This window comes from Romboutsia maritimum (genome assembly GCF_002251085.2).
GTDB classification, from domain to species: Bacteria; Bacillota; Clostridia; order Peptostreptococcales; family Peptostreptococcaceae; genus Romboutsia_B; species Romboutsia_B maritimum.
The window spans coordinates 69,398-96,396 of the sequence record NZ_NOJZ02000004.1 but is presented as its reverse complement, the minus strand read 5'-3'; the positions used below and the strand labels follow the sequence as shown (position 1 = coordinate 96,396).

At 26.1% G+C, this 26,999-nt stretch carries 26 protein-coding genes and 1 riboswitch; of the genes, 4 read left to right on the top strand and 22 right to left on the bottom strand.

Features of this window, described 5'->3' with window-relative positions; translation table 11 throughout:
- Window positions 1–35 precede the first annotated feature (35 nt).
- The 10 genes from CHF27_RS04105 to dltD form a co-directional block, all read right to left on the bottom strand.
- Window positions 36–1,316 (bottom strand): methionine gamma-lyase family protein, encoded by a 1,281-nt coding sequence (locus CHF27_RS04105; RefSeq protein WP_095406125.1) that lies wholly within the window; start codon window positions 1,314–1,316, stop codon window positions 36–38.
- 87 nt (window positions 1,317–1,403) lie between these two features.
- Entirely contained in the window at window positions 1,404–2,066 is a 663-nt protein-coding gene (locus CHF27_RS04100) for a B3/B4 domain-containing protein (RefSeq protein ID WP_095406126.1), read from the bottom strand.
- Between the two features lie 156 nt (window positions 2,067–2,222).
- The gene (gene hydG / locus CHF27_RS04095; protein WP_095406127.1) at window positions 2,223–3,641 is read right to left on the bottom strand and encodes a [FeFe] hydrogenase H-cluster radical SAM maturase HydG; all 1,419 of its coding nucleotides are present in this window, start codon (window positions 3,639–3,641) and stop codon (window positions 2,223–2,225) included.
- 71 nt (window positions 3,642–3,712) lie between these two features.
- Window positions 3,713–3,997, bottom strand: coding sequence for a TM1266 family iron-only hydrogenase system putative regulator (locus CHF27_RS04090; protein ID WP_095406128.1), 285 nt, complete (start codon window positions 3,995–3,997; stop codon window positions 3,713–3,715).
- A 187-nt stretch (window positions 3,998–4,184) separates the two neighbouring features.
- Complete coding sequence (locus CHF27_RS04085) at window positions 4,185–5,063, bottom strand: alpha/beta hydrolase (RefSeq protein ID WP_095406129.1); 879 nt, start codon at window positions 5,061–5,063, stop codon at window positions 4,185–4,187.
- Between the two features lie 303 nt (window positions 5,064–5,366).
- The gene (gene dltC, locus CHF27_RS04080) at window positions 5,367–5,597 is read right to left on the bottom strand and encodes a D-alanine--poly(phosphoribitol) ligase subunit DltC (RefSeq protein ID WP_095406130.1); all 231 of its coding nucleotides are present in this window, start codon (window positions 5,595–5,597) and stop codon (window positions 5,367–5,369) included.
- Between the two features lie 18 nt (window positions 5,598–5,615).
- Window positions 5,616–6,764 carry a D-alanyl-lipoteichoic acid biosynthesis protein DltB gene (gene dltB, locus CHF27_RS04075; RefSeq protein ID WP_095406131.1) on the bottom strand — a complete coding sequence of 383 codons (1,149 nt, stop codon included), beginning with the start codon at window positions 6,762–6,764 and terminating at the stop codon, window positions 5,616–5,618.
- Window positions 6,764–8,278 carry a D-alanine--poly(phosphoribitol) ligase gene (locus CHF27_RS04070; RefSeq protein ID WP_095406132.1) on the bottom strand — a complete coding sequence of 505 codons (1,515 nt, stop codon included), beginning with the start codon at window positions 8,276–8,278 and terminating at the stop codon, window positions 6,764–6,766. The genes dltB and CHF27_RS04070 overlap by 1 nt, the downstream gene beginning before the upstream one ends.
- 16 nt (window positions 8,279–8,294) lie before the next feature.
- On the bottom strand, window positions 8,295–8,411 hold the full coding sequence (locus CHF27_RS14680) for a hypothetical protein (RefSeq protein ID WP_243444943.1): 117 nt from the start codon (window positions 8,409–8,411) through the stop codon (window positions 8,295–8,297).
- Entirely contained in the window at window positions 8,404–9,597 is a 1,194-nt protein-coding gene (dltD, locus tag CHF27_RS04060; protein ID WP_095406133.1) for a D-alanyl-lipoteichoic acid biosynthesis protein DltD, read from the bottom strand. The genes CHF27_RS14680 and dltD overlap by 8 nt, the downstream gene beginning before the upstream one ends.
- A gap of 277 nt (window positions 9,598–9,874) precedes the next feature.
- Between dltD and CHF27_RS04055 the strand changes: the two genes are divergently transcribed.
- Complete coding sequence (locus CHF27_RS04055; protein ID WP_334293871.1) at window positions 9,875–10,408, top strand: peptidylprolyl isomerase; 534 nt, start codon at window positions 9,875–9,877, stop codon at window positions 10,406–10,408.
- A gap of 59 nt (window positions 10,409–10,467) precedes the next feature.
- Here the strand turns inward: CHF27_RS04055 and CHF27_RS04050 are convergent, their stop codons facing one another.
- The 10 genes from CHF27_RS04050 to CHF27_RS04005 form a co-directional block, all read right to left on the bottom strand.
- Window positions 10,468–11,490 (bottom strand): DUF4097 family beta strand repeat-containing protein, encoded by a 1,023-nt coding sequence (locus tag CHF27_RS04050; RefSeq protein WP_095406135.1) that lies wholly within the window; start codon window positions 11,488–11,490, stop codon window positions 10,468–10,470.
- 319 nt (window positions 11,491–11,809) lie between these two features.
- Window positions 11,810–12,388: a 3D domain-containing protein gene (locus CHF27_RS04045; protein WP_095406136.1), complete on the bottom strand. Its 579-nt coding sequence runs from the start codon at window positions 12,386–12,388 to the stop codon at window positions 11,810–11,812.
- A 235-nt stretch (window positions 12,389–12,623) separates the two neighbouring features.
- Entirely contained in the window at window positions 12,624–12,878 is a 255-nt protein-coding gene (gene hfq, locus CHF27_RS04040) for an RNA chaperone Hfq (RefSeq protein ID WP_095406137.1), read from the bottom strand.
- A gap of 87 nt (window positions 12,879–12,965) precedes the next feature.
- Window positions 12,966–13,898: a tRNA (adenosine(37)-N6)-dimethylallyltransferase MiaA gene (gene miaA / locus CHF27_RS04035; RefSeq protein ID WP_095406138.1), complete on the bottom strand. Its 933-nt coding sequence runs from the start codon at window positions 13,896–13,898 to the stop codon at window positions 12,966–12,968.
- A gap of 14 nt (window positions 13,899–13,912) precedes the next feature.
- The gene (gene mutL, locus CHF27_RS04030; RefSeq protein WP_095406139.1) at window positions 13,913–15,961 is read right to left on the bottom strand and encodes a DNA mismatch repair endonuclease MutL; all 2,049 of its coding nucleotides are present in this window, start codon (window positions 15,959–15,961) and stop codon (window positions 13,913–13,915) included.
- A 30-nt stretch (window positions 15,962–15,991) separates the two neighbouring features.
- The gene (mutS, locus tag CHF27_RS04025; RefSeq protein WP_095406140.1) at window positions 15,992–18,814 is read right to left on the bottom strand and encodes a DNA mismatch repair protein MutS; all 2,823 of its coding nucleotides are present in this window, start codon (window positions 18,812–18,814) and stop codon (window positions 15,992–15,994) included.
- Window positions 18,815–18,951: 137 nt separating this feature from the next.
- Entirely contained in the window at window positions 18,952–19,674 is a 723-nt protein-coding gene (locus CHF27_RS04020) for an ABC transporter ATP-binding protein (RefSeq protein ID WP_243444938.1), read from the bottom strand.
- Window positions 19,655–20,665, bottom strand: a complete 1,011-nt coding sequence (locus CHF27_RS04015; protein ID WP_095406142.1) for an ABC transporter substrate-binding protein — start codon at window positions 20,663–20,665, stop codon at window positions 19,655–19,657. The genes CHF27_RS04020 and CHF27_RS04015 overlap by 20 nt, the downstream gene beginning before the upstream one ends.
- 9 nt (window positions 20,666–20,674) lie before the next feature.
- Entirely contained in the window at window positions 20,675–21,439 is a 765-nt protein-coding gene (locus tag CHF27_RS04010; protein WP_095406143.1) for an ABC transporter permease, read from the bottom strand.
- Complete coding sequence (locus tag CHF27_RS04005; protein WP_095406144.1) at window positions 21,414–21,704, bottom strand: MTH1187 family thiamine-binding protein; 291 nt, start codon at window positions 21,702–21,704, stop codon at window positions 21,414–21,416. Before CHF27_RS04005 ends, CHF27_RS04010 begins: the two co-directional genes overlap by 26 nt.
- A 118-nt stretch (window positions 21,705–21,822) precedes the next feature.
- A riboswitch (TPP riboswitch) is annotated at window positions 21,823–21,923 on the bottom strand.
- A gap of 138 nt (window positions 21,924–22,061) precedes the next feature.
- Here CHF27_RS04005 and CHF27_RS04000 point away from each other — a divergent pair.
- Complete coding sequence (locus CHF27_RS04000; RefSeq protein ID WP_095406145.1) at window positions 22,062–22,673, top strand: NUDIX hydrolase; 612 nt, start codon at window positions 22,062–22,064, stop codon at window positions 22,671–22,673.
- 79 nt (window positions 22,674–22,752) lie between these two features.
- Here the strand turns inward: CHF27_RS04000 and miaB are convergent, their stop codons facing one another.
- Window positions 22,753–24,186 carry a tRNA (N6-isopentenyl adenosine(37)-C2)-methylthiotransferase MiaB gene (gene miaB, locus CHF27_RS03995; protein WP_095406146.1) on the bottom strand — a complete coding sequence of 478 codons (1,434 nt, stop codon included), beginning with the start codon at window positions 24,184–24,186 and terminating at the stop codon, window positions 22,753–22,755.
- A gap of 216 nt (window positions 24,187–24,402) precedes the next feature.
- Between miaB and CHF27_RS03990 the strand changes: the two genes are divergently transcribed.
- Window positions 24,403–25,059: a DUF421 domain-containing protein gene (locus CHF27_RS03990; RefSeq protein ID WP_095406147.1), complete on the top strand. Its 657-nt coding sequence runs from the start codon at window positions 24,403–24,405 to the stop codon at window positions 25,057–25,059.
- Window positions 25,060–25,081: 22 nt separating this feature from the next.
- Entirely contained in the window at window positions 25,082–25,462 is a 381-nt protein-coding gene (locus CHF27_RS03985; protein ID WP_095406148.1) for a DUF4363 family protein, read from the top strand.
- Window positions 25,463–25,536: 74 nt separating this feature from the next.
- Here the strand turns inward: CHF27_RS03985 and CHF27_RS03980 are convergent, their stop codons facing one another.
- Window positions 25,537–26,775, bottom strand: a complete 1,239-nt coding sequence (locus tag CHF27_RS03980; RefSeq protein WP_095406149.1) for an argininosuccinate synthase — start codon at window positions 26,773–26,775, stop codon at window positions 25,537–25,539.
- Window positions 26,776–26,999 lie beyond the last annotated feature (224 nt).

Here is a 26,999-nt window from a genome sequence, read left to right as displayed (position 1 = left end):
GTACCTAGGGTAACCTCTTTAAAATATTATTATTATTATTTTTTTCCTTTTTTCATATGTTCAATTGCTTTAAGTGTTCCCATTTTAGAATGATCAAAAGTAAGTCCACCTTGGAAATAAACATTATATGGTGGTCTTATTGGTGCATCTGCACTTAACTCTATTGAAGATCCTTGTATAAAAGCACCTGCTGCCATTATAACTTCACTTTCATACCCTGGCATAGCCCAAGGTTCTGGTTTTACATAAGAATCAACTGGCGCTGCAGCTTGAACACCCTGACAGAAGTTTATTACTTCATCAGCATTATTAAGTCTTACAACTTGTATTATATCACTTCTAACATCATCATATTTTGGTAAAACTTCATAACCTAACTTCTCAAATGCTCTTGCACAGAATATTGCTCCCATTACAGCTTGAGATACAACATATGGTGCCATAAAGAAACCTTGAAGTACAGTTCTACTTGTCCCAAAAGTAAGACCACATTCCTTACCTATTCCAGGAGAAGTTAATCTATATGATATAAGCTCAATTAAATCACGCCTACCTGCAATGTATCCTCCAGTTAAAGCAAGTCCTCCTCCTGGATTTTTAATTAATGAACCAGCCATTACATCCGCTCCAACATCCGTTGGCTCTTTTGTATCTAAAAATTCTCCATAACAGTTATCAACCATAACTATTATATCTTTATTAACTGATTTCACTGTTTCTATAGCTTCTTTTATATCTTCTATTGTAAGAGACTTTCTCCAAGAATACCCCTTAGATCTTTGTATCATTACAAGCTTAGTTCTTTCATTTATTTTTTTCTTTATTCCTTCTAAGTCAACATTTCCATCTTCTAAGAAATCTACTTCATCATATGTAACCCCAAATTCCTTTAAAGAACCTTTTTGTTCTCTTATTCCAATAACACCTTCTAAAGTATCATAAGGTCTTCCTGTTACTGATAATATTTCATCCCCAGGTCTTACAAGCCCTTGCACACATAAAGTTAAAGCATGAGTTCCATTAACTATTATAGGTCTAACTAACGCATCTTCTGACCCAAAAACCTTAGAATAAATTTCTTCTATTTTTTCACGTCCAAGGTCGTTGTATCCATATCCAGTTGTCCAGTTAAAATGATTATCACTTAAACGAACTTCTTGCATAGCTTTTAAAACTTTATACTGATTATATTCTCTGATTTGTTTTATTTCTTCGAATTTATCTGATATATCTTCTATTACTTCTTCTGATAAATTAAATGTTTCATCATCTAAATTATAATATTCTTTTAATAACTCTTTTGTTTCATTAAGCATTTTATCACCTGTCTTTTATTTTAATTTAACATTAAAATTTTATCATATCATGTAATATCATGCAAGGTTACTATATTTTATTTCCTACTAGGATATTATTTTACATTCTATATTTCTTCCATTTGCATGTTCTACAATTAGTTCTTTAGCATACTTCATCATATCATTTAATTTATTTGTTCCATTAAAAGATATGATATTCATTAATATCTTTTTTGTGTCATTAGTTATCATTGCTCTATTTGAATCAGATGTTGTACTTCCAAATTTTCCGTTTTTATCTTCAAATACTGGCAAATTAGTTAAGTTTATAGATCCTCTACCAATTCCATCATATCTTTCGCCTTCTTCTCCCACAGTAAAATATACTGTACTATCTATTTTTTGCAAATCATATGTACCTACAGAATAAAAACTTTCTAATGATACTAAATTATTTATATCAACAACATTATTTACTTTATACAACCCCATACCTTTTACAATTCTTTTTACTAGTGATTCTGACGATAATCTATATCTACTAGGATCTTTTCCTAAACTTTTATATGCCATTCTTGATGTTTTTATATTCTCTATTTTAGTTATTTGGTCAGATTCTATGGTTCCCTCAATATAATTACACTTATTATTTATAACAGACCATAATTTATTACTTCCTTCAGTTACCTCTACATCTGCTATTATGCATCCTATAGCTACTTGTGGACACTTCTCTTTTAGTTTATCTAAAATTTTAATCTCTATCATTTTTTTACTCCTTTTACATTTTTAATAAAAAAAGTTATCTCAAAATATAAAATTTCAAAATGCAATCAGTCCTAAATATGAAAATAAAAACACTTATGAGATATACATTTTAAAGTTTATCTTAAGATAACCCTTATAATTTTTTTATTTAATTATCTAAAATCTAAAATCACGTTGTCCTTCATGTAAGTCTTTAAGATGTTCTATAACTATAGATTTAACTTTTTCATTAGGTATTTTTTCAACTTCTTTATTTATTAAGTTTTCCCCTTTGTTTATTGTATCATCAGATGCATAGTCTTCTAAATATTCTTTTAGCGTCATGAGTGCATTTGGTTGGCAACAGTTTGCTATTTGCCCAGCTTTTACAAGTTGCATAAATCTATCACCAGTTCTTCCTTCACGGTAACATGCTGTGCAAAAACTTGGAATATAATTCATATCCAATAACCAATTTACAACTTCATCTAACGTTCTATTATCATTTACATCAAATTGAGCTGAATTTTCTTCTTCTTTTTCTTTTTGTGCATATCCTCCAACACTAGTACATGAAGCTCCACTTATCTGAGAAACTCCTAAATGTAAAAGATTTTTTCTTGTTTTTTGAGATTCTCTTGTAGATACTATCATTCCTGTGTAAGGTACAGATACACGTAATATAGCTACTATTTTTTCAAATATTTCATCTGGAACTGCATTAGTAAAATCTTCTGGATTTATATCATCTGCTGGACGAATTCTTGGAACACTTATAGTATGTGGTCCTACTCCAAAAGCAGCTTCTAAATGTTCTGCATGCATTAATAATCCTACGAAATCATAACGATATAAATTTAATCCAAATAACACACCTATACCCACATCATCTATTCCACCTTCCATTGCTCTATCCATAGCTTCTGTATGATAAGAATAGTTGTGTTTAGGACCAGTTGGATGAAGTTCTTCATATGCTTTTTTATGATATGTTTCTTGGAATAATATATATGTACCTATTCCTGCTTCTTTTAATTTGCTATAATTTTCAACAGTTGTGGCTGCTATATTCACATTAACTCTACGTATTGCTCCATTTTTATGTTTTATACTATATATAGTTTTTATACTTTCTAATACATATTCTATAGGACAATTTTCAGGATCTTCCCCTGTTTCTAGTGCAAGTCTTTTATGCCCCATATCTTGAAGAGCTGTTACTTCTTTTACAATCTCCTCTTGAGAAAGTTGTTTTCTAGCTATATGTTTATTTTTATGATGATATGGGCAATATACACAACCATTCACACAATAATTTGAAAGGTATAAAGGAGCAAACATTACAATACGATTTCCATAAAACTTCTTCTTTATATTTTCAGCTAATTTATATATTTTTTCATTTTCTTCTTCTAATTCACATTCCAGTAAAACGGCTGCTTCTTTATGTGACAACCCTTTGCAATTCTTAGCTTTTTCTAAAATTTGATTAATTAGTTCTTTGTTATTTTTATTACTTTTAGCATACTCAAGTGTTGATAATATTTCTTCATCATTAATAAATTCTGTTGCCACCTTAGAATTAACATTATACATATTCATACACTTCTTTCTATATTTAATAAGATTTTTTCCAGCGTAGATTTTTTAGCTGGTTATGATTAGACTTATGACTGCTCTTTGAATTGATTTTTATCGTTCTTTTTTTTACTTTTAGAATAATTTATTTTTACATTAATACCCTGAATCATTCCCAATTTACCTGATAAAGAACTTATATCATCATTTGTAGCATCAATTACTACACTAATAATGTATACCCCTTTTTCATGATATGGAATTCCCATTCTGCCCACAATATATTGTTGGTATTCATGTAATATTTTGTTAAGTTTATCAGTTGCATTTATATCTTCAACTATAATCCCAACTAAAGCAATTCTTGTATTCATTTTATTCTCCTTTAAAAAAATAATCCCTGTTCCTTTAAAGGCACAGGGATAGATATTTCATCTTATTCCATCGCCTTTTCACTCGGGAAAACCCTCATGTATTTCAGAACGATTTTACTTTTTAAACCTTTCCACTCAGATCCTCATCTTAAGGTTAGGTTATATATTTTCATAATAGCACATTTGGTTAATTTTGGCAAATACTGTTTTTTAATATATTATCTAGAAAAACAAATACTTTATTTAAATTTTCTTTTGTTACAAAATCATCTATTTCATCCGTTGCATTTTCTAATATTTCAAAATAAATAGAATTTCCTTTTTTATATTTTAATAATTCATTTCTTAACTGTATAGATTGCTGATATGGAATTTTATTATCATATTTACCATGCTGTATAAAAAATGGCGGCGTATTATCTGAAATATAAGTTATAGGACTACAAATCTTTACTAAATCCATTGCTTTTGTTATTTTTTCTCCTATTAGTATTGATTCAGGAGAACTTTCATTACTATGAATTTGAGGATGTAAATTACTTTCTTTTAATTGACTATCCATAGTTAAAAAATCCATAGAACCTGACCAATTAATAACTCCCTGTATATCACAATTTTCAATAGAATTTCCCATTTTTAAATTATCTAATTCTTTTATTTTAGATGATGTTGCTAAAAGCGAACATAAATAACCCCCTGCACCTTTCCCCCATGCAATTACCTTATTTTTATCTAATGAGTATTTTTTACTGTTACTCTTTATATATCTTATTGCTGCTTTCACATCATAAATCTGTGATGGAAATATATCTTCTTTAGTTAATCTATAATTTATGCTAATGACTGCATATCCCCTTAAAATTCCTTCTAAAATTACACTTCCATTTATATTACGTTTATCCCCCTCACTAAATTTCCCTCCATGAATTAAAACAATTACTGGAAATGGTCCACTTCCTTTATTAGGCAAATATATATCTAATTTTTGAGAATTAGACTGATTTGCATATCTAATATTTAAATACTTTCTTTTTATAAATTTTATGTTTGAATTTTTTAAATTCATGTTTTTTCTCCTTTATCTATCCCTTTTCCCCATTACTTTTATATAAAATACCCTCTTGTATAACTATTTATAATAAAGGTACATTTTATTAAATTTAATATTACTATCTTTATATATAATACGGATAAACTTTATTTTCCTAAATTCAATTATTTGAAGATTTAATAATATCAGTATATATTAATAACTTTAATACCTAATTAGAATGAAAATTAACTAAATAAGGGATCATCTTAAAATATAATAAATATTTCAAGATAATCCCTTTATATAAATGAAACTGATGTACTACTTAATCATTTCTTATTTTTTTGTTTCTAAGAATTTAACTAAATTATTTACAGTTGCCATATCTTCTCTTTCTAAATCTGTTGGTTGAAGTGCTATTCCTAGTCTTTGTTCTATTTCAAGTAACACCTCTATTATTGCTAATGAATCTAAAAGTGATTCTTCAAATAAGTTAAGATTTAAATCATCTCTTATTTCATCTGTACCTAATACGTCTTCAAATATTCCTATAACAGCTTCTTGCATTTTATTATCTCCCTTCAATTAAGCAAAGTATCCTGAGAATATTAATAATCCAAAACATGCAACATGGAATGTGATTCCAATTTGTACATATCCAAACCATTTCTCTTTCTTATGCTTTTTATAAAACTTAGATTTTTTTTGATATATATCAGTAAGAACAAGTACACTTCCTTGATATATACCATAGACTATATAATACCATGTTAATCCATGCCAAAACCCCATAGTTGTCATTGTAATCATTTGTGCAACATGAGCTGTGGTAGTTCTCTTTTTAAATCTTTTCTTTCTCATAGATGATAAAACAAATCTTGAGAAAATATAATCTCCAAACCATCTAGAAAGACTTATATGCCATCTAGTCCAAAATTCCTTCATATCTTTACTTATAAATGGTTTATTAAAATTATCTGGAGCTTGTATTCCAAATATATAACTTGTTCCCACTGCAAATAAACTATATCCTGCAAAATCAAAGAATAAATACATACTATAAGCATACATATAAAGTATCGCATTTAAAATTGTTTTTTCTGGTGGTATTTGTGATACAAAATATAAATTAATCACAAATGCTATGACAAATTTATAAATGATACCCATAAATATTTTTTTAATACCAGGTAGTAAGTACTCATCTGCATATTCTTCTTTTGATATTTTCTTTTCTAACTCTTTTTCAAATCTTCTAGATCTATCTACTGGACCTGAACTTAATGTTGGGAAGAATAATATAAAATAAAGCATATTTAAAAACTTAACTTCTTTTATAGCCCCATCATAAATTTCAATAACCATTTGTATAGTTCTAAAATTCAAATATGATATTCCAATGAAACCAATTGTACCAAATGATGTATATGGTGAAAGTTTATTTATTATAATTGGAGACATTGATGCTAATAAAAATAACCTATACACATATTTATTATCTGTTTTTTTTCTTGTATATTCATATCCTTTAATTATTACAACTTCTAATAATATAAACCCTATTAAAAATTTAAGTTCCACATTTGTACCTACAATTAATAAAATCATAAATACTGTGGCTATCATCCCATAGTATTTTATATTTTTACCTGTTAATCCCAGTATGATTGCAGGTATAACAGTTAATAATAATATATAAAGATAAAAATAATCCCCATACTGTGAAAAAGTCATTAAATTTCCTCCATAAGTTTCTTTCTATCTATTTTTCCATTAATGTTTGTTGGCATTTCATCAATAATCTTAATATTTCTAGGAATCATATAAGAAGGTATAAATTTACCCAGATCTTTTTTTATCAATGTTCCATTTTTAAGATTACTAAGTCCGTTACTTATCTTTAACTCAACAACACCTCTTAAATATGCTATTTTCTCATCTTTATAAATAGGAATAACTATTGCATTTTTCACATTTTCAACTTTTCTTAAGTTGTTTTCTATATCTTCTATCTCTATTCTAAACCCATTTAATTTTATTTGAAAATCCTTTCTTCCGCAATAGTAAATTCTTCCATCTAATAAATAGCCCATATCTCCAGTTTTATAAGCTCTACATTTTTTTCCGTTTAATTCATCATAATAGAAAACTTCATCAGTTTTTTCTTTATTATTAAAATAACCTTTAGAAACTGAAGGTCCAACTATTATAATTTCCCCCTTGTCGCCTTGTTTAACTTCTATTCCATTTTCATCTATAATTTTTATCTTACAATTATCCATTGGATATCCTACTGGAAGACTTTTTTCATCATCTATAAATTCCTCTGTTATGTCATTAACACTAACTCCAACAGTAGCTTCTGTAGGTCCATATCCATTTATAACTCTTGTATTTGGGAATCTCTCCATAAGTTCCTTAGATAGACTCTTCGGAAGAGCCTCTCCTATAAAAATCATAGATTCTAATTTATCTAACATAGTATTATTAAAATCTTTTTCAGTTATACAAACACTAGCAAATGATGGTGTAGAAACCCAAATTCCCATATCAGATTCCTTAAATTGATTAAACAATTCCTTATAATCCCCTAATGTTTTCTTTGATAATGAAAATAATGTAGCTCCATGAACAAGTCCTGGGTATATAGTTGTTACTGAAAGGTCAAATGAATATGCAGCTTGATTCATTATTACCTTTTCGCTACCGTCTATTTTTAAGTACGGACTTATCCAATCAACAAAGCTATCTAAATTATTAGAACTTATTTGAACTCCTTTTGGTTTTCCTGTACTTCCTGAAGTAAATAATATATAAGCATTTTCATCTTCTTTTACCCAATTTTGATTTGGTATTTCTTTTGCAGGGTATTTATCTATTATACTTTCAAGTTCATTTTTATTAATTACTTTAATGTCTCCAAAATCTGTTTCATCACTAAAGTTAAATAATATTTTGGGTTTTACTTCTTTAGTTACTTCAAAAACTCTATCTAACGGAAAGCTAATATCAAGAGGAACATATGCTCTTCCTGATTTTAAAGCTCCTATCATACATGCCATTATCATATTATCCTTATTTCCATATATGACTATAGGAGTATCTTCTTCTTTATATATGTCCTTTAAAAATAATGCTATAGAATCTGAATATCTATCTAAATCTTTATATGAAAGATTTTCTCCATCACATTTTAAAGCTATTCTGTCTGTCTTAGCATATTTCTTTATTCCTTCAATGATTTTCATCTAAAATTTCTCCTTTTTAAAACTCATTATATATAAATGGTAGTTCTTTAAATGGCGTAAAAATAAATATTAATATACCAAGTATTATAGCTATAGTTAATACAGAACTAATTAATATGTATTTATTACTCATTAAATTCTTTAAATAATTTTTCACAAACATCTACCCATCCCTTCGTACCAAGGTGCATTACATCTTTTAAATAGTAGTCTTCTGTCTCTTTATCCCTAAGATCTATTACCTTATATCCTTTATCTTTTGCCATCGAACCAGCTTTATCATAAAATTCATGTCTTTCTTCTTTTGAAATTCCTGTTAAATTATAAAACTTATCCATACTTGGTAACATAACTATTGTAGGCTTTATATTTAATTCTTTACATACATCTAAAGTAAGTTGGTAATCATCAAATTCTCTAGACTTCATCAAGTTAACATCTTTATCTCTATCTTTAAGTTTGTATAACTCTTTTCCAAAATTCTTATTAAAATACATTCTATCTATTTTAAGTTCATTGTTTCCTACTCTTTTTTTAGCATCTTTGATTGCATTTTCCATTTCATAATTCCAATCAACAGGCTTATATGGTTTTTCACCCTTCTTGTCTGGTGATTTGATTAAAGTCTTTAAAAGTATTCCTCTATCTTTAAGACCTACTAAATACTGTCTTGCTTTAAAATATGGGCTTAATAAAGCTTTTTCTATCTTAGCTAACATTGTTTTCGGCTCATATAATTTTGAATATGCAAGCTCTGGTTTAAATTCTCCTGCTTCAGTTAATAATTCGCTTACTCTATTAATAAACTTAACTTTATTTTCTTTAGAAATTTTAGGATTATCTAAAAAGCTATAGAATTGAACTGGAGAAAATCTTGTTTGAAAATGATTTTTTGTAACTCCATCTTGATCCATAAACCACTGCATTGAAACTAATAAAACTACTTTTTTATCTTTAATATTAGGATTTACACTTCCTATTATAGTCGAATCTTGTAAGCTTTGAGTATATGCTCTTCCTATTATGAACGTGCCATCTTTACTTCTATTATTGTTAAAATAATAAGTCGGATGTTGCTTCAATCCATGGCTAAGTTCTGATGATCCAATCATCATAATCTCTCCATTTTTCAAAAATTGGTCATTAATTTTTAGACCTTTATCTTTTACTAAGCTTAAAGAATCGTTCATAATAGGAACTAAGTCTTTTTTCTTTAAGAGGTTATCAATTCCATAATCAATACTCTTATCTAGTCCAAATAAGAATGTGCCCCCTATTATTAATGGTGCAATGATGCACATTATTTTTTTATTTTTCATATTTTATCTCCTATAAACTCTTTAAATTCCTACTAAATGATATTACTTTTAAGTATTATATGCAATTACAATATTGTAATTTTTTACGTTAAAGTAATGTTTTTTATATTGTCTTTAGTAAGAATATTTTTTATGATATAATAAATAAATTAAATACCTAAGAAAGGTGATATATAATATGAAAATTTTTAAAAATTTACTAATTATCTCTTTTTTAATTTCGACATTTATTCTCGTTGGGTGCTCAAATAAAGAAACTACTACTGAAGATGTAATAATGGAAGCTCCCAAACAACTTCCTATTGCTACTATTGTTGTAAAAGATTACGGTATAGTTGAAGCTGAGCTTTATCCTCACATAGCCCCAAATACTGTTAATAATTTTATATCATTAGCAAATAGCAAATTTTATAACAATTTAACATTCCATAGAATAGTTAAAGATTTTGTAATTCAAGGTGGAGACCCTGAAGGCAATGGAACTGGTGGACCTGGATACAATATAAAAGGAGAATTCACAAATAACAATTTTAAAAATGAATTAACTCATGAAGATGGAGTTTTATCAATGGCTAGAAGTCAACAAAATGACAGTGCTGGTAGCCAATTTTTCATAGTAACAAAAAATGCTACAAGCCTTGATAAAAACTATGCTGGCTTTGGAAAAGTAATAAAAGGAATGGATATTATTAGAAAAATAGAAAATTGCGAAGTTGATTCTAATGATGCTCCTAAAAAGAAAATTGTAATAGAATCAATAAAGGTAGACACTAAAGGTGTAAAATATAGTGAACCTGAAAAAATTAAATAATTTTTCTAAGTAAAAAACTGTCCCAAAATATTTTGAGACAGTTTTTATTTTATGCATATTTAATCCAAGTTTATATTTATATTTCCCTTATCACAAAATACATTAACACTAGTTAATGCATTATTATCTTTATACATATTATTTCCTATTTTTTCTTCATTTAAATATATATTTCCTTCTTCACATGATAAATAAAAATTATAAAATGTTTCTTTATTATTTGATTTAAAATATATATTTCCTTCTTTGTTTTCAATTTTAAAATTATTAGAATCACTATATATTATATTTAAATTTCCCTTTTTTATGTTTGATTCAAATTTTCTAAAATCACATTTTTTAATTTCTGTATTTCCATGTTGATTTTTTATTTTAAAAATTTCATCTATGCTTGAATTATTAATAATAATATCTACATTTTTAAGGAAAGTCTCTAAGCTATTAGCACTTATATTAGTAATTTCTAAACTTCCATATTCATCCTGAGTAAATAATTCTTTGCACATTATATCTTTCATATATATATTACTATACCTGGAATTTATATAAAAACTTGTTGATGTCACTTTGTTTAAGTCTATATCTCCATAATTAGATTCTAAATATATTATTTTGCTTTTAACATCCTTAAATGTTATATCTGAATTAGAAGAATAAATTACTATATCATTTAAATACACATCTTCTGGAAGACATATTGTAACAGAATTAATTTTATGTTCACTAATACCTAAGTTAACATGAGAATTATATTTTTTTCTATCATTTTCTTTTATTATCAATTTTTCATTTTCTACTTTACAAGTAAGATTATTATATCTTTCACTATAATCTAACTGTACTTTATATTCATTTGATTTAACAATTTCAATAAAGTCTAAATCTGCATCTATTTTTATACTATTAAATTTATCTAATTTTAAATTTTTACTAATTCTACTTTCATTGTCATATACTCGGTGTAATAAATTACTATTTAAAATTGCTGGCTTTCCTCCTAAAGTGTAACAAATTGAAATGCAGAGTATTATAATCATTATTATACTAATTAAAATCGTAGACATTTTTTGATGTCTTTTCATTAATCTCCACCTCTTATTAATTTTTAAAATTTAATATTTTTAATATTTTAAATGACATTTTGAAAGCCTAGCAAATGATTTTCATAGTTAATTTAAAGTTTAATGTCAGTTTAATTTTATTTTATATAAATTAAATTTTTTAACTAATCTTATTAACAGTGTATGATTTTAAATTTATAAGTTGATGTTTTTATTTATTATTTAATGTATACTTCATTTTAAAAGTTTGCATATAAGATTTAGCATTTTAAAATTAATTTTAAGGTGTATTTATGTAAATCAAATGATAATATCAAAAGATTCACCATTTGTATAAATATTATTTTAATATTTGTATATCGATTGTTTTTCTTCCCCAATTATTACATTGGTTATTGTTATTCATATAAATATCTATTTTATTTCCTTTTATTGCTCCTCCAGTATTATTTGCTATAAATACCTGGTTAAAACAAGGAATATAAACTTTAGTTCCATAAGGTATTACTCTAGGGTCAACTGCTATAGTTCCCCAAACTGGTTTTTGTCCTGTTGAAGTAATTCCATACCCTGTGTATGCAGTTGCAACTACTTTTAAATTTTTATTTATATTATTTTCATAAGTAGTATTAGTTACACTATTACTTTCTCCCACTTTTATATACTTACTACTTGCCCAGCCAATATTATTATTTGGTGCTTTAACTTTATACCAACCATTGTTAGAACCTAAAATAGTAACTTTATTTCCTATCCCTAAATTTCCAACCACTCTATAATATACAGAAGATCCTGACCTCACATTTAAGCTACTTGTTGTTATAGTTCCTATTTGTTCAGCAGCATATGATTCACTCATTCCTATCACACAAATTCCTAAGACTAATCCTATAGTACTTGTTATAATTTTCTTAATCATAAAACTCCCCCTTAGATAGTAATTTGAAATAATATTTCAATATTAATTTATATATTGTTTCCATTTTGTAACTTTTATAATTATATAGTATTACATTTTTGCAACTTTTGGAAGTATTTTTTTATTAAGTTACAAATCAGTAACAATTAGTAACTTTTAATTCCACAAAAAAACCGTCTCAAGGTTATTACTTTGAGACGGTTTTTTTATATTATATAGAAAGTATCTATATTAATTATCTATTATTATTCCCTTGTTGATTTTGATTTTGGAAGCTTATATATTTATTTGGTAATATAGTAGATACAGCATGCTTATATATCATATTTTGTTGTTTATTATCCCCTTCTAACAATATTATATAACTATCAAATCCTTTAACATGCCCCTTAACTTGAACTCCATTCATTAAGTATATAGTAACAGGTATTCTTTCTTTTCTTGCATTATTTAAAAATAAATCTTGTAGGTTTAAAACAGAGTTTTTCATTAAATTAATACCCTCCCGAATTTTTTACATTAAATTAAAATTATTTATGTATTTTTATAATATTTTGTATAATATTCCTCTATTATATTATAACATTTTTTCAATATGTGTGGATATATCTTGTTGAAGTATTTCCAAATTTTTATATTCATCAAGATTAAACCACTTAGCATCTTTATATCTTTTAAACCAAGTTATTTGACGCTTTGCATATCTTCTAGAGTCTCTTTTTATTATTTCTATAGCTTCATCATAAGAATACTCACCATCTAAATATTTTATAATTTCTTTATATCCTATCCCCTGCATAGATATCATTTCTTTATCATATCCCATACTAAGTAGCTTTTTAACTTCATCAACTAATCCATTATTAATCATGATATCTACTCTTTTATTTATTCTTTCATATAAATGTTCTCTTTCTCTATTAAGAACTATTATAATAGGATTATAGTTATCATTAAATTTTAAATCATTTGAGAAATCATTCATTTTTTTGCCACTAATGCATACTTCTAATGCTCTTATAACTCTCTTCGTATTATTTTTGTGTATTCTACTTGCTGCTTCACTATCTAATTCTTTAAGCTTATTATGCATATATTCAATTCCATTTTGTTCTAGTTCTATTTTTAAACTTTCTCTTAATTCTTCGTTAGCATCTGACTTAGCAAAGTCCATATTATATATTAAAGAATTAAGGTAAAGTCCTGTTCCTCCAGTTACTAATACATTTTTATTTTTTTCATTTATTTCTTCTATATATTTTTTAGCTCTTGTTTGAAATTCAGAAACTGAAAAAGCATAATCTGGAGTCACTTCATTAATTAAATGATGTACTACTCCATCCATTTCTTCTTCTGTTACTTTTGCACTTCCTATATCCATGTGCTTATATATTTGCATAGAATCAGCAGAAATTATTTCTGCATTTAAACTCTTAGCTAATTTTATTGATAAATCTGTTTTTCCAACAGCAGTTGGTCCTGTAAGTATTATAATTGGTGTTTTATTCATAGTATTTTCCTCGCTTACATGATTCTTTTAAACATTTTTTCTATTTCTCGTTTTGAAATTTCTACCATTATAGGTCTCCCATGAGGACAAGTAAAAGGATTTTTACATTCTTCTATTTGTTTTAAAAGGCTATCAATTTCTATATTATATATTTTATCATTAGCTTTTATAGCAGCTCTGCATGCCATTGATGCTAATTTATCTCCTTTTAGCTCATAATTGTTTTTTATATCTTCTATATTATCTATAATTTGTAGAATAAATTTTTCTGACTCAGGAATTCCAAATGTAGTTGGGACACATCTTATCATTATATGATTATTGCCAAATAATTCAATTTCAAAACCAAACTTAATAAATAAATCTATATTAGATTCTATTTGTAACATATCAACACTGGAAACTTTTAGTACTATAGGATCTAAAAGCATTTGCATATTTATATCATGCTTATAAAATCTATCCATATAACGCTCATATAATACTCTTTCATGAGCTGCATGTTGGTCTAATAAATACATAGATTTTTCTTTTTGTAGTATTATATAGGTATTAAACACACTGCCTACTACATTATATCCATTTAATGAAAACTTATTAATTTCAACTTTTTTAGACGAAGTTTTATAGTTATCTTCTTCAAAAAAATTTTTTTGAAGGTTTTTCTCTTTAATTTGTTCTTCATTATCAAGTTTTTCTATATCTTCAATACTAAAGGACTTATTTATGTCAACTTCTCCTTCAATTAAAATTTTATTTTTTTCTAATTTTAAATCTTTTTTAAAACTTTCATTTTCAGATTTTAGTAAGTTATTTTCTTTAAAATGAGTACTTTCATCACAAATCATAGATTCCAAAATTACATCTTTACTTTCATCTGATTTATTATTTTTTTCATATAAATTTTTATCTTTACTATCTATTTTTTCTTTTTTATCTAGTTCATTTAATATTTCACTTACAGATTTAAATGTATCTATAGGTTTTTGTTTTTCTTCAAATGTATTATTTATATTTATAATTTTAGGTTGAGTATTTTTATTTTCATAAGTTTCATATTTTCCAATCAAACTTGAACTTAATAACTTTCTTCTCAAAAAATCTCTAAGTTCTATATATATTTCTTGTTCATCTTCAAATTTAACTTCTAATTTTGTTGGATGTATATTAACATCTATTGCTGATGGTTTTATATCCATATTTAAAAAACATACCGCATGTTTATTTATAGGAATTATTGATTTATAACTTTCATTTATAGCATCTAATATTATCTTACTCTTTACAAATCTATTGTTAATATAAATATGTTGTAAGTTTTTATTAGATCTATATACATTATTATTGCCTATATATCCATATAAACTAAATTTATTACACTCATAATTTACTTCAATTAAATTTTCTGTTATGTCTTTTCCATATATACTTCTTACTACACTTAAAAGTTTATCGTCTCCTGGAGTATTTAACATATTCTTATTATTATTTATATATTTAAATTGAACTGCTGGATTTCCTATTGCAAGTTTATTTATTAAATCACTTATATTTATTGTTTCAGCATGAGTTGATTTTAAAAATTTTTGTCTTACTGGAGTATTATAAAATATATCTCTTATTATAATTGTAGTTCCATTAATACAACCAACAGGTTCTTTTAATACTATTTTTCCACCTTCTACCATAACCCTTGTTCCAATAGGTTCTTCTTTTGTTTTTGTAATCATTTCAAGTTTAGAAACTGATGATATTGATGCTAAAGCTTCTCCTCTAAATCCTAAAGAATATAAATCATATAAGTCATCAATTTTTTTTATTTTGCTTGTTGCATGTCTTAAAAAAGATTTTTCTACTTCACTAGAAAATATTCCTATCCCATTATCTGTAATTCTAATAGATTTTTTTCCACCATCTACAATCTCTATTATTATCTTTCTTGATTTTGCATCTATGCAATTTTCAATGAGTTCTTTAACCACAGAAGAGGGTCTTTCTACAACCTCTCCTGCAGCTATTTTATTTATAGTTAAGTCATCTAATATATTTATTTTATTTTCCATACCACACCTCCAAGAGGTTTCATTTTTTACCTACTTAATTTTCTCTTTTACTTTTTTATGAAGAGAATAAAGTGCATTCATTGCGTCAAGAGGAGTCATGTTTAAGATATCCAAATTAATTATTTCTTGTTTTAAATTATCTTCTATTATATTATCAAAAGAAATTTGAGTAAGTGCAGACTCATTTAAGCTTTTGTATTCTATATTTAAATTATCATAATCCTTTTTAATTGACTTATAGCTCTTAATCAATGTATCATGTTCTAGTTTTAAAGTTTCAAATTCATTTTTGAAATTATTTTTATTAGCTTTATTAAGTTCTAATTCTAATTCACTTATTCTATTTTCAATATACTCTTTATTATCAGTTTCTTTTGCTTTTATATTAACTATATTTTCTACTTGATTATTATTTATAGCTACACTGTTATAAACATGATTTTTCTCTAAATCTTTTAAAATTTCTCTTGACCTATTTATTACTTCATCTGGAAGTTTTGCAAGTTTTGCAACATATATACCATAACTTTTATCTGCTCCTTGAGGTACTATTTTTCTTAAGAAAATTATACTATCTCCTTCTTCTTTAACAGCAATTGAATAGTTTTTAACTTCACTAAATTCACTTTCAAGGTCAGTTAGTTCATGATAATGAGTAGCAAATAAAGTTTTGCATTTTATATTTTTTTGAATATATTCTACTATAGACCACGCTAAGCTTATTCCATCATAAGTACTCGTTCCACGCCCTATTTCATCTAAAATCACTAAACTTTTATCTGAGGCATTTTTAAGTATATGAGATACTTCTGTCATTTCTACCATAAACGTAGATTGCCCTTGAGACAAATCATCACTAGCTCCAACTCTTGTAAAAATCCTATCTAATATTGGAATATTTGCATACTCTGCTGGCACAAATGAACCTATATGTGCCATTAAAGCAATTATTGCACTTTGTCTCATATAAGTAGACTTCCCTGCCATATTAGGTCCTGTTATTATATTTATAATATTTTCATTACTATTTAAATAAGTATCATTTGGAACAAAATTTTCTTCACCAACTATATTCTCAACAACTGGATGACGTCCATTTTTAATATCTAATTTGCTTCTTTCATTTATAACAGGCTTTATATAATTATTCATATATGCAACTGTAGCAAGAGATACAAACACATCTATATTAGCTATAATCTTTGCTACCTTTTGTATTCTATCTATATTTTTATAAATTGTTTCTCTTATAGTTACAAATATCTCATATTCTAAAGTTTTTATTTTTTCCTCTGCATGAAGTATTTTATCTTCTATTTCTTTTAACTCTGCTGTTATAAATCTTTCTGCATTGCTTAAAGTTTGCTTTCTTATATAGCCATCATCAATTTTTGCTTGTACTAAATTTGCCTTAGTTATTTCTATATAGTATCCAAATACTTTATTAAATCCTACTTTTAAAGACTTAACTCCAGTTTTTTCTTTTTCGCGATTTTCTATTTCCTTTATCATAAAGGCTCCATTCTTAGAAATATCACGAAGCTCTTTTAATTCATCACTAAAATCAGATTTTATTATATTACCATCTTTTATAGTTATTGAAGGCTCTTCTTTTATAGATTCACTTATTAAATTGTAAATATCATCTAAGCTATCCATTGTTTCTATATATTTTTTTAATATACTTGCACTAGATAAATTTATTGTCTTTTCTAGATTTGGAAGTTTTTCAATAGAGTTTTTTAAATGTATCATTTCCTTTGGTGTTACTTTTTCAAATGCAATTTTTCCACATATTCTTTCTATATCATATACATTTTTTAATATTTCACTTAAGTCTTCTCTTAACATAAAATCTTCTTTTATTTCTTCTATAACATTAAGTCTTTCTTCTATTTTTTCTTTATTTACTAAAGGCTCTTCCACATATTTTCTAAGTAATCTTCCACCCATAGCTGTAGATGTCTTATCTAATACATGAAGAAGTGAACCTTTCTTTTTGTTTCCTCTTATTGTTTGAGTTAACTCTAAATTAACTCTTGTAAACATATCAAGAACCATATATTCAGTTGAATTATATATATTTACATTATTAATATTAGAAGTTATTTGTTTTTGAGTATTATATATATAATTTAGAAGTATTGATAAACTTATTTTAATTAAATTATTTTCATCAAATTTTAGTTTGTCTAAATAGTCTTTTGTAAAGTACTCTTTTAATATATTTATATCTAAATAACTCTCACTAAAACTTTCATTTATATATATATTTCCTAAAGTAGCGATATTTCTAAGTTCTTCTATAAATTCTAAATCATTTAATATTATTTCAGTAGGATGAATTTTAGCTATTTCTTCAACTACCCTGTCTTTGGTTAAATATGTTGCATTAGTTTCTCCTGTACTAATATCAACATAAGTTAATCCTATATTTTCACCTTCTTTATATAAAGATAGTAAATAATTATTTTTCTTATTCTCTAGTAAACTTCCTTCTAATACAGTTCCTGGAGTTACTACTCTTATAACATCTCTTTTTACTATTCCCTTTGTAGCCAAAGGGTCTTCTAATTGTTCTCCTATTGCAACCTTATATCCATTTTCCACAAGTTTTGATATATATGAATTTGCAGAATGAAAAGGTATACCACACATAGGTGCTCGTTCTTCAAGTCCGCATGATTTTCCTGTTAATGCTATTTCTAATGTTTTTGAAGCTACTATTGCATCTTCAAAAAACATTTCATAAAAATCTCCTAGTCTAAAAAATAGAATACAATCTGGATATCTATCTTTAACTTCAAAATATTGTCTCATCATAGGAGTAAGTTTGTTTTTATCTATTTGCATATTTTGTCCTCCTTTGTTTCTAAATACTTATTATATCATAATTGAAAATTATTATTAAGATAATAAGTTTTAAAAAGCCGCCTTAAAATCATATTAATGATATTTAAGACGGCTTATATATTTACTAAATTCTAATTTTATAATAATTCAATTATTTTCTTTTTTAAATTAGCTATATTTTCTATTTTTTCATTACTATAATATTTCTTATCTAAAACAAATTCTTTTTTTATTACAGAAGGTTTTTTTGATATAACATATATCCTGTCTGATAACATTATAGCTTCATCAATGTCATGAGTTATAAGTAATATGGTTGAATTTACTTTGTTTTTTACATCTAAAAGCCATTTTTGCATAGATGCTTTTGTTATAGAATCCAGTGCACCAAATGGCTCATCTAAAAGCATTATATCATTTGAACTTACAAAAGTCCTTAAAAAATTAGCCCTTTGCTTCATACCTCCTGATAATTCTTTTGGATATTTATCTTCATATCCTGTTAATCCAAATACCTCAAAATAAGATTTAACTTTTTCTCTAGCTTTATTTTTTTTCTCTCTCATCAAAGTTAAAGGTAAACAAACATTATCTATTATAGTTTTATATGGTAATAATAAATCTTTTTGATACATATAGCTTAATTTCCCATTTATATTTATATTACCTTCACTACATTCAGTCAAATTTGATATCAAATTAAATATAGTACTTTTCCCACATCCACTAGGTCCAAGTATAGATACAAACTCACCATCATAAACAGTTAAATTTATTTTTCTTAAAACTTCAACTTCTCCATAGTTTTTAGATATATTATTTATATCTATTTTTATATCTTTATTGCGGTAAGAATTCATTTGTGTAAGCATCACTTGGTTTCATATCCTTATTTATTAATTTATATTCTTTTAAAAATGATGTATAATTATTCCAAATAATATCTTTCATTTCTCCCCATTTAGAAGCATCATCTTTATATTTATCAGCTAAATATTCTTGACTTTTTATAGCTAATTCTTCATCAATTTCAGGTGCATGTTTAATTAAAATTTTAGCAGCTTCAGTAGGATTTTTTATTGCATATTCGTACCCCTTTGTTGTAGCTTTTAAAAATTTCTTTGCAATATTTGGATTTTCTTTTAATAATTTTTCACTAGATATTATAAGTGGAGTATAATAGTCTAATCTCTTATCTAAATCTTTAATTGGAATAAAGTTTAAATCAACGCCTTTTAATTTTGCTTGCATTACATCCCAACCTTCAAATATCCATGCAAAATCAACATTCTTTTGAGTTGCTGTAAAGAAATCATCAGTTCCTATATCAACTACTTTTAACTTTTTAAAATCCTTGCCTTCTTTTTTCATAACAGCATCAAGTATTGCATTTTCTGATGGTGAACCCCATCCTCCATAAGTTTTATCTTCAAAATTTTTAGCCGATGTTATCTCTTTACCTTTAGGTGATGCAAATCCTGAAGTATTATGTTGTATAACAGTTGCTACTGCTTTTATAGGTAATGGATCTTTACTAGTTTTTGCAAAAGTAACTTCTTCTTGATAACTTATTCCAAAATCAGCTTTTCCTGTAGCTACTAATGTTGCTGCTCCACCTTCTGGTGGTTGTACTATATCTACATCCAATCCTTCATCTTTAAAATACCCATTTTCAAGTGCTACAAATAATCCTGTATGATTTGTATTTGGAGTCCAATCTAAAACCATAGTTACTTTTTCTAATTTCTTATTAATATCCCCTGATTTTTGCTCTTTAGAACTGCATCCAACTAAACTTAACATAGAAAGTGTCGATATCAATCCTAATGATACTATTTTTTTTAATTTCATAATACCCTCCTAGTCGTTATGTTTTAAAGCTATTTTTTTTATAATCTGTATTATCCCAACAAATACTAAGCTAAAGATTACTACTAATATTGTAGATGAAAAAACTTTATCTAATGCATATGCACTCTTAGACCTTACCATATATACTCCTAAACCTTTAGTTCCACCTAACCACTCAGCTACAGTTGCTGCTACAACAGCATAAGTAGCTGATATTTTTAGTCCTGAAAAAAACTTATCCATTGCCATAGGAAACTTAAGATGTATAAATGTATTAAGTTTATTTGAATGCATAGTTTTAAATAAATTCAAATAATCTTTGTCTATATTTTCTATTCCATCTACGAAGCTTATTAATATAGGAAAAAAACATGTTAAAGCCACCATTATTATTTTAGGAAGTATATCAAAACCAAACCATATTACAAGAAGTGGAGCTATTGTAATAGTTGGTATTGTCTGAGATACAACCATTATAGGATAGATACACTTTTTTAATATAGGTATAAAATCCATTGCTATTCCTATAATAAGAGATAATATTATTGCAATAATAAATCCCAATGTAGCTTCATTTAAAGTTATAAGAGTATGTTCATATAAATTTTTATAATCTTTAATAAATACTTCTATTATTTCTGTTGGAGCTGGTAAGATATATTGTGGTATATCATAAGCTCCAACACAAATTTGCCATACAACCAATATAAATAAAAATGTTAGTATAGGATATATACTATCTTTTATTTTATCTATGGTTTTTAAGTTTATCATCTATAGTTATTCCTCCGGCTTTTTCATCTATTCTAGCTACCGTTATAACTCTTTCACAGCCAAGATTAAAAGGTATTTTATGTACTTTCTTTAAAAGTTCAAAAACTTCATCAAATTCACCTTCTATTGTCGTACTCATTGCTCCTATTTCATATTTTAAACCACTTTTCTCAATTTCAGATATTGCCTTATCAACAACCTTATACATTTCTTCTTCCCCTGTGTAAGGTCTTAAGGGCATAACTGCCACATCTGCTATTACCATTTAAATCACCCTCTCTTATTTTTTATATGTCATTAATTTTAATGTCCTTCATTTTAAGCATTTAAAAAGAGCCTTATCCATATCATTTTTATTTATTAAAACCTGAATATAGATAAAACTCCTTTTATAATTAGTTCCCTACGTTGGCATTATCCAGACAGGTTAAAGGGTCGAGATTAAGTATCTCCTCTCAGCAAATTAGCTCCCCTATTTATTTGTTTTTCAAGTTGATTATACTACACTTATCATAGTATAACAATTATTTTATAATTATCCTTAACTAATCTATCAAATTTTTAATCATAGTGTATAATAAATATAGTTATATATTATTTTAACTAATATCAGGAGGAAATTATGATAGACGATATTAAAAATAAATTTAAAAATTATAAACCTTATATAAATGGTCATAAAGATATGAAAAAAGCATCAGTACTAATACCAATAATTAAAAAAGATGACTGTTATCATATACTATTTGAGGTCAGGTCAAAAAATTTAAGAAATCAACCTAATGAAATATCATTTCCTGGTGGAAAAATAGAAGATTGTGAAACTCCTTATAATACTGCTATTAGAGAAACTTGTGAAGAACTAGGAACTTTTGAAGAAAATATAACAATTATTTCTGAAATAGATTTACTAATAACACCTAGTAATTTAATAATTCATCCTTATGTTGGTCAAATCAAAAATATTTCTAATTTAAATATAAACAAAGATGAAGTAGACCATATTTTCTTAGTTCCAATTACTCATCTTATAAAAACTAAGCCTTTATTATATAATAATATAGTTAAAATTATACCTAATGAAAAATTTCCATATGATATAATTCCTAATAATCATAATTATAAATTTGATACAGGAAATTATCCTGTTTTATTTTATAATTATGAAAACTATGTAATCTGGGGAATTACAGCTAAGATACTTGAAAACTTCTTAGACTTAATCACAGAATAATTTTTATATTATCATTATAATATGACTAAAGGCTGAAATCATATTAGATTTCAGCCTAAACTTAATAATATATTATATATTATTTTTTTATAACTCCATTTAACGAAAATTTACTAGTACTTGTAATCTCAACCATAACTAATTTACCTACTAAATCTTCTTCTGTTGTTTCAAAGTTTACTAATTTATTTTGTCTTGTTCTTCCAGTAAGCTTATTGTCATCAGTTTTACTTGGTCCTTCTACTAACACTTCAACTATCTTATCTTGATAACTTCTATTTATCTCTATACATATTTCATTTACTTTTTCTAAAACTGTATTAAATCTTTCATGCTTTACATTTTCTGGTATTTGATCTTCCATTTCTGCTGCTGGAGTTCCTTTTCTTCTTGAATATATAAATGTAAATGCTGAATCGTATCTTACCTTTTCAACTACGTCTATAGTATCAAGTAAATCTTCTTCCGTTTCTCCTGGGAAACCAATCATTAAATCTGTTGAAAATGCTATTTCTGGAACTTCTTTTCTTGCCTTTTCTACTATTTCTAAGTAATAATCCTTAGTATAATGTCTATTCATCTTTTTTAATAAAGATGTACTACCACATTGTACTGGTAAATGTAAAAATTCACATACTTTATCACAATCTCTTATTGCATATATAACTTCATCTGATATATCTTTTGGATGAGACGTCATAAATCTTATTCTCTCTATACCTTCAATTTCATTTACTTTTCTTAAAAGTTGTGCAAATGTTATAGAATTTTCTAATGTTTTTCCATATGAATCAACATTTTGGCCTAATAATGTGATTTCTTTAGTCCCATTTTCAACCAATTGTTTTATTTCATTTATTATATCTTCTGGAGTTCTACTTCTTTCTCTACCTCTTGTATAAGGTACTATACAATAAGTACAGAAATTATTGCATCCATACATTATATTTACAAATGCCTTTAGTTCAAATTTTCTATTGCTTCTTAGTCCTTCTATAACTTCTCCGTCTACATCCCATACATCAACTAACATTTTATTAGAATCCATTGAGTTAGCTAATAATTCTGGGAATTTATATAAATTATGAGTTCCAAAAACTAAATCAACATGTCTATATTTAGATTTTAGTTCTTTAACAACATGAGGTTGTTGCATCATACATCCGCAAACAGCTATTTTTAAATCTGGATTCTTTCTTTTAACTAATTTTAAATGCCCAAGATTTCCATACACCTTAAGTTCAGCATTTTCTCTAACCGCACAAGTATTATATATTATCAAATCACACTCTTGTGCCATCATAGATCTTTCATACCCCATATTTTCTAACATAGCAGATAACATTTCAGAATCATGTTCATTCATTTGACATCCAAAAGTTTGTATCATGTATTTAGGCTTTGACTCATGTATTGCATAAAATCTTGAGTTAATTTCTGATATAGCCTCAATAAATCTATCTTGTTCTTGTATTTTTTCTATCGGAACATGTACTTGTTTTCTTTTCCCCATAGTCAATCCTCCTTAATAGTTATTTCTTTAAAAATCATTATATATTTTATTTAATATCTTAAGTTCATACTGGTGATACTTACTATAATTAATTGCATTTAAAACTAATTATATCAAATTTAAATAAATTTTAAAAGAATTACATTTAGTTTTCTTGCATCAATATTTATAAAATGTGAAATAATAATTTAATATAATGTTTTTAAGGAGATTATTATGATAGTAGTATTAACAAGAAGTATTATACTTTACATAGCTGTTTTAATTTCTATTAGAATTATGGGAAAAGGCGAAATAGCAGAAATGAATATTTATGATTTGGTCATAACCTTATTAATTGCAGAAGTTGCTTCATTCCCTATGGAAAATAATAATGTGCCTATAATAAATGGCATCGCTGCTATAACAGGTGTTGTCCTTATGCAAACACTTATATCTTATATATCTACTAAAAGTAGAAAATTTAGTACTTTTTTATCTGGTTCTCCTTCTATTTTAATAAATAAAGGAGAAATTGATTTAAAAGAATTAAAAAAAGAAAGAATAAGTATAGATGAGCTTCTAGAACAACTACGAATACAAGGCTACTTTAACCTAAAGTATATTCAATATGCCATACTTGAAACTGATGGTAACTTAAGTATTGTTCCTTATCCGTCATATAATTCTACACCGTCCAAAGAATTTTATCACCTTCCTATTTCTTTAATAATAGATGGTAGAATTATAACAAAAAGCCTTGAGTCTATATATAAAAATAAAAATTGGTTACTTGATATACTAAAATCAAACAATATAAATAACGTAGAAGATGTATTAATATGTGTATTAGATGAAAATGATAAAATATTCATTCAACAAAAGAAAAATTAAGTTCAACTGAGGTGATTTAAAATTGAAATCTCTAATATATGTTTTAATTTGGACTATATGTTTTACAATATCTGGTTTTTATATTAATGATAAAATCTATGATTTTACAGAAAATTATACTTCAAATGTAGAAATAGTAGGAAATTTAATTTTAGATAATGATTGGGATAGTGCTAATGAAGAATTAAAAATTTTATCTAAAAATTGGTATGAAGAAAAAGAGGTATGGTATAAATTATTAGATCACACTTATTTTGATGAAATTACTTTATATTTGAATATCCTAGATAAAAGTATATATACTAAAGATAAATCCAAGGCATTTGAAGAAATAGAGACTATAAAAATGACCTTAAATAACTTATTAGAAAGTGAAAAATTTGATTTAAATCATATCTTTTAACAAACATAAAATAATGAGAATCGTCTTTAAAATGAGATTTTAAAGACGATTCTTAATGTTTAAAATTTATAATTTTATTCTACATATTCTCCTACTGCAATTTGATTTATAATATCATCATTAATAGTTTTCATAGCTTTGATTTTTAAAGGTAATGTAAATAAATTTATAAATCCTTGTGCATCTTCATGATTATAAAGTTCACTATCTCCAAAAGATGATATTGACTCATCATAAAGAGCATTTTCAGTAAATATTCCAGCTGGTTTTAAATTTCCTTTATAAATTTTAATTTTTACACTTCCAGTTACATTGTCTTGTGTAGTTTCTATGAATTCATCAATAGCTTCTCTTAACTTGCTATACCACAATCCATTATATATAAGTTCTCCATATTTAAAAGATACTATTTGTTTAAAGTGAAGTGTTTCTTTGTCTAAGGTTGCACTTTCTAATATATTATGAGCTTCATAAAGTATCGTACCCCCTGGAGTTTCATATATACCTCTTGATTTCATTCCCACTAATCTATTTTCAACAATATCTATAACTCCTATTCCGTGCTTAGCTCCTAAATTATTTAATGTTTTTACTAACTCAACTGGTGATAGTTCTATGCTATTAACTTTTTTAGGTACTCCCTTTTCAAAATATATTTCTACATATTCAGCTTTATCACAAACATTTTCTAAAGGAACACACTTTTTATAAATATCATTTTTATGTTCATTTTCTAAATTCTCAATATCTCCACCTTCAGTTGATGTATGCCAAAGGTTTGCATCAACTGAGTATATTTTTTCTTTAGTTGCTATAACTGGTATATTATTTTTAGCTGCATATTCAATAGCATCTTCTCTTGATTTAATATTCCATATTCTCCAAGGTGCTATAACTTTTATATTAGGATCTAATGCTGCTATAGAAGCTTCAAATCTAACCTGATCATTTCCTTTTCCTGTACATCCATGGCATATATATTTTGCGCCTTCTAGATGAGCTACATCCACTAATTTTTTAGCTATTATTGGTCTTGCTAAAGATGTTCCAAGTAAATATTTTCCTTCATATTTTGCCTCTGCCTTTATTGCTTTAAATATAGTTTCTGTAACAAACTCTTCACTTAAGTCATCTACATATGCTTTACTTGCACCACTATTTAAAGCCTTTTGATAAATATCTTTCATGTTATCTTCCTGACCTACATCTCCGCAAACTGCTATGACTTCTATATCGTAATTTTCCTTTAACCAAGGTATTATAATTGAGGTATCTAAACCTCCTGAATATGCTAAAACAACTTTTTCTTTCATAGTTATTACCTCCTAATAATTTTATTTTAATTTTTTGTATAAAATTTAAATAATATTATTTACGTAAATAATCTAATCTCGAACTTTTAATATTTAGATCATCTGCGCACATGATTCTAAATGAGTTCTTATTTAGTTGAAATTTATTAAATTTAAAAAGCCCCATAGTATAAAAATACTAAGAGGCGAATATACCGCGGTACCACTCTTATTAATAACCTTAT

Bases quoted from the DNA above. Each gene is read 5' to 3' on its own strand.
- CHF27_RS04020 (WP_243444938.1), bottom strand. From the start codon at position 19,674: ATGAATTCTTACCGCAATAAAGATATAAAAATAGATATAAATAATATA.
- CHF27_RS04100 (WP_095406126.1), bottom strand. From the start codon at position 2,066: ATGATAGAGATTAAAATTTTAGATAAACTAAAAGAGAAGTGTCCACAA.
- CHF27_RS03990 (WP_095406147.1), top strand. From the start codon at position 24,403: ATGATAGTAGTATTAACAAGAAGTATTATACTTTACATAGCTGTTTTA.
- CHF27_RS04000 (WP_095406145.1), top strand. From the start codon at position 22,062: ATGATAGACGATATTAAAAATAAATTTAAAAATTATAAACCTTATATA.
- dltC (WP_095406130.1), bottom strand. From the start codon at position 5,597: ATGCAAGAAGCTGTTATAGGAATATTTGAAGACGTATTAGGTACAGAT.
- CHF27_RS04045 (WP_095406136.1), bottom strand. From the start codon at position 12,388: ATGATTAAGAAAATTATAACAAGTACTATAGGATTAGTCTTAGGAATT.
- hfq (WP_095406137.1), bottom strand. From the start codon at position 12,878: ATGAAAAACTCTGTTTTAAACCTACAAGATTTATTTTTAAATAATGCA.
- CHF27_RS04015 (WP_095406142.1), bottom strand. From the start codon at position 20,665: ATGAAATTAAAAAAAATAGTATCATTAGGATTGATATCGACACTTTCT.
- dltB (WP_095406131.1), bottom strand. From the start codon at position 6,764: ATGACTTTTTCACAGTATGGGGATTATTTTTATCTTTATATATTATTA.
- CHF27_RS04055 (WP_334293871.1), top strand. From the start codon at position 9,875: ATGGAAGCTCCCAAACAACTTCCTATTGCTACTATTGTTGTAAAAGAT.
- CHF27_RS04010 (WP_095406143.1), bottom strand. From the start codon at position 21,439: ATGATAAACTTAAAAACCATAGATAAAATAAAAGATAGTATATATCCT.
- mutL (WP_095406139.1), bottom strand. From the start codon at position 15,961: ATGGAAAATAAAATAAATATATTAGATGACTTAACTATAAATAAAATA.
- miaB (WP_095406146.1), bottom strand. From the start codon at position 24,186: ATGGGGAAAAGAAAACAAGTACATGTTCCGATAGAAAAAATACAAGAA.
- CHF27_RS04050 (WP_095406135.1), bottom strand. From the start codon at position 11,490: ATGAAAAGACATCAAAAAATGTCTACGATTTTAATTAGTATAATAATG.
- CHF27_RS03980 (WP_095406149.1), bottom strand. From the start codon at position 26,775: ATGAAAGAAAAAGTTGTTTTAGCATATTCAGGAGGTTTAGATACCTCA.
- CHF27_RS04090 (WP_095406128.1), bottom strand. From the start codon at position 3,997: ATGAATACAAGAATTGCTTTAGTTGGGATTATAGTTGAAGATATAAAT.
- CHF27_RS04085 (WP_095406129.1), bottom strand. From the start codon at position 5,063: ATGAATTTAAAAAATTCAAACATAAAATTTATAAAAAGAAAGTATTTA.
- mutS (WP_095406140.1), bottom strand. From the start codon at position 18,814: ATGCAAATAGATAAAAACAAACTTACTCCTATGATGAGACAATATTTT.
- CHF27_RS04005 (WP_095406144.1), bottom strand. From the start codon at position 21,704: ATGGTAATAGCAGATGTGGCAGTTATGCCCTTAAGACCTTACACAGGG.
- CHF27_RS04070 (WP_095406132.1), bottom strand. From the start codon at position 8,278: ATGAAAATCATTGAAGGAATAAAGAAATATGCTAAGACAGACAGAATA.
- CHF27_RS14680 (WP_243444943.1), bottom strand. From the start codon at position 8,411: ATGAGTAATAAATACATATTAATTAGTTCTGTATTAACTATAGCTATA.
- hydG (WP_095406127.1), bottom strand. From the start codon at position 3,641: ATGTATAATGTTAATTCTAAGGTGGCAACAGAATTTATTAATGATGAA.
- CHF27_RS04105 (WP_095406125.1), bottom strand. From the start codon at position 1,316: ATGCTTAATGAAACAAAAGAGTTATTAAAAGAATATTATAATTTAGAT.
- miaA (WP_095406138.1), bottom strand. From the start codon at position 13,898: ATGAATAAAACACCAATTATAATACTTACAGGACCAACTGCTGTTGGA.
- dltD (WP_095406133.1), bottom strand. From the start codon at position 9,597: ATGAAAAATAAAAAAATAATGTGCATCATTGCACCATTAATAATAGGG.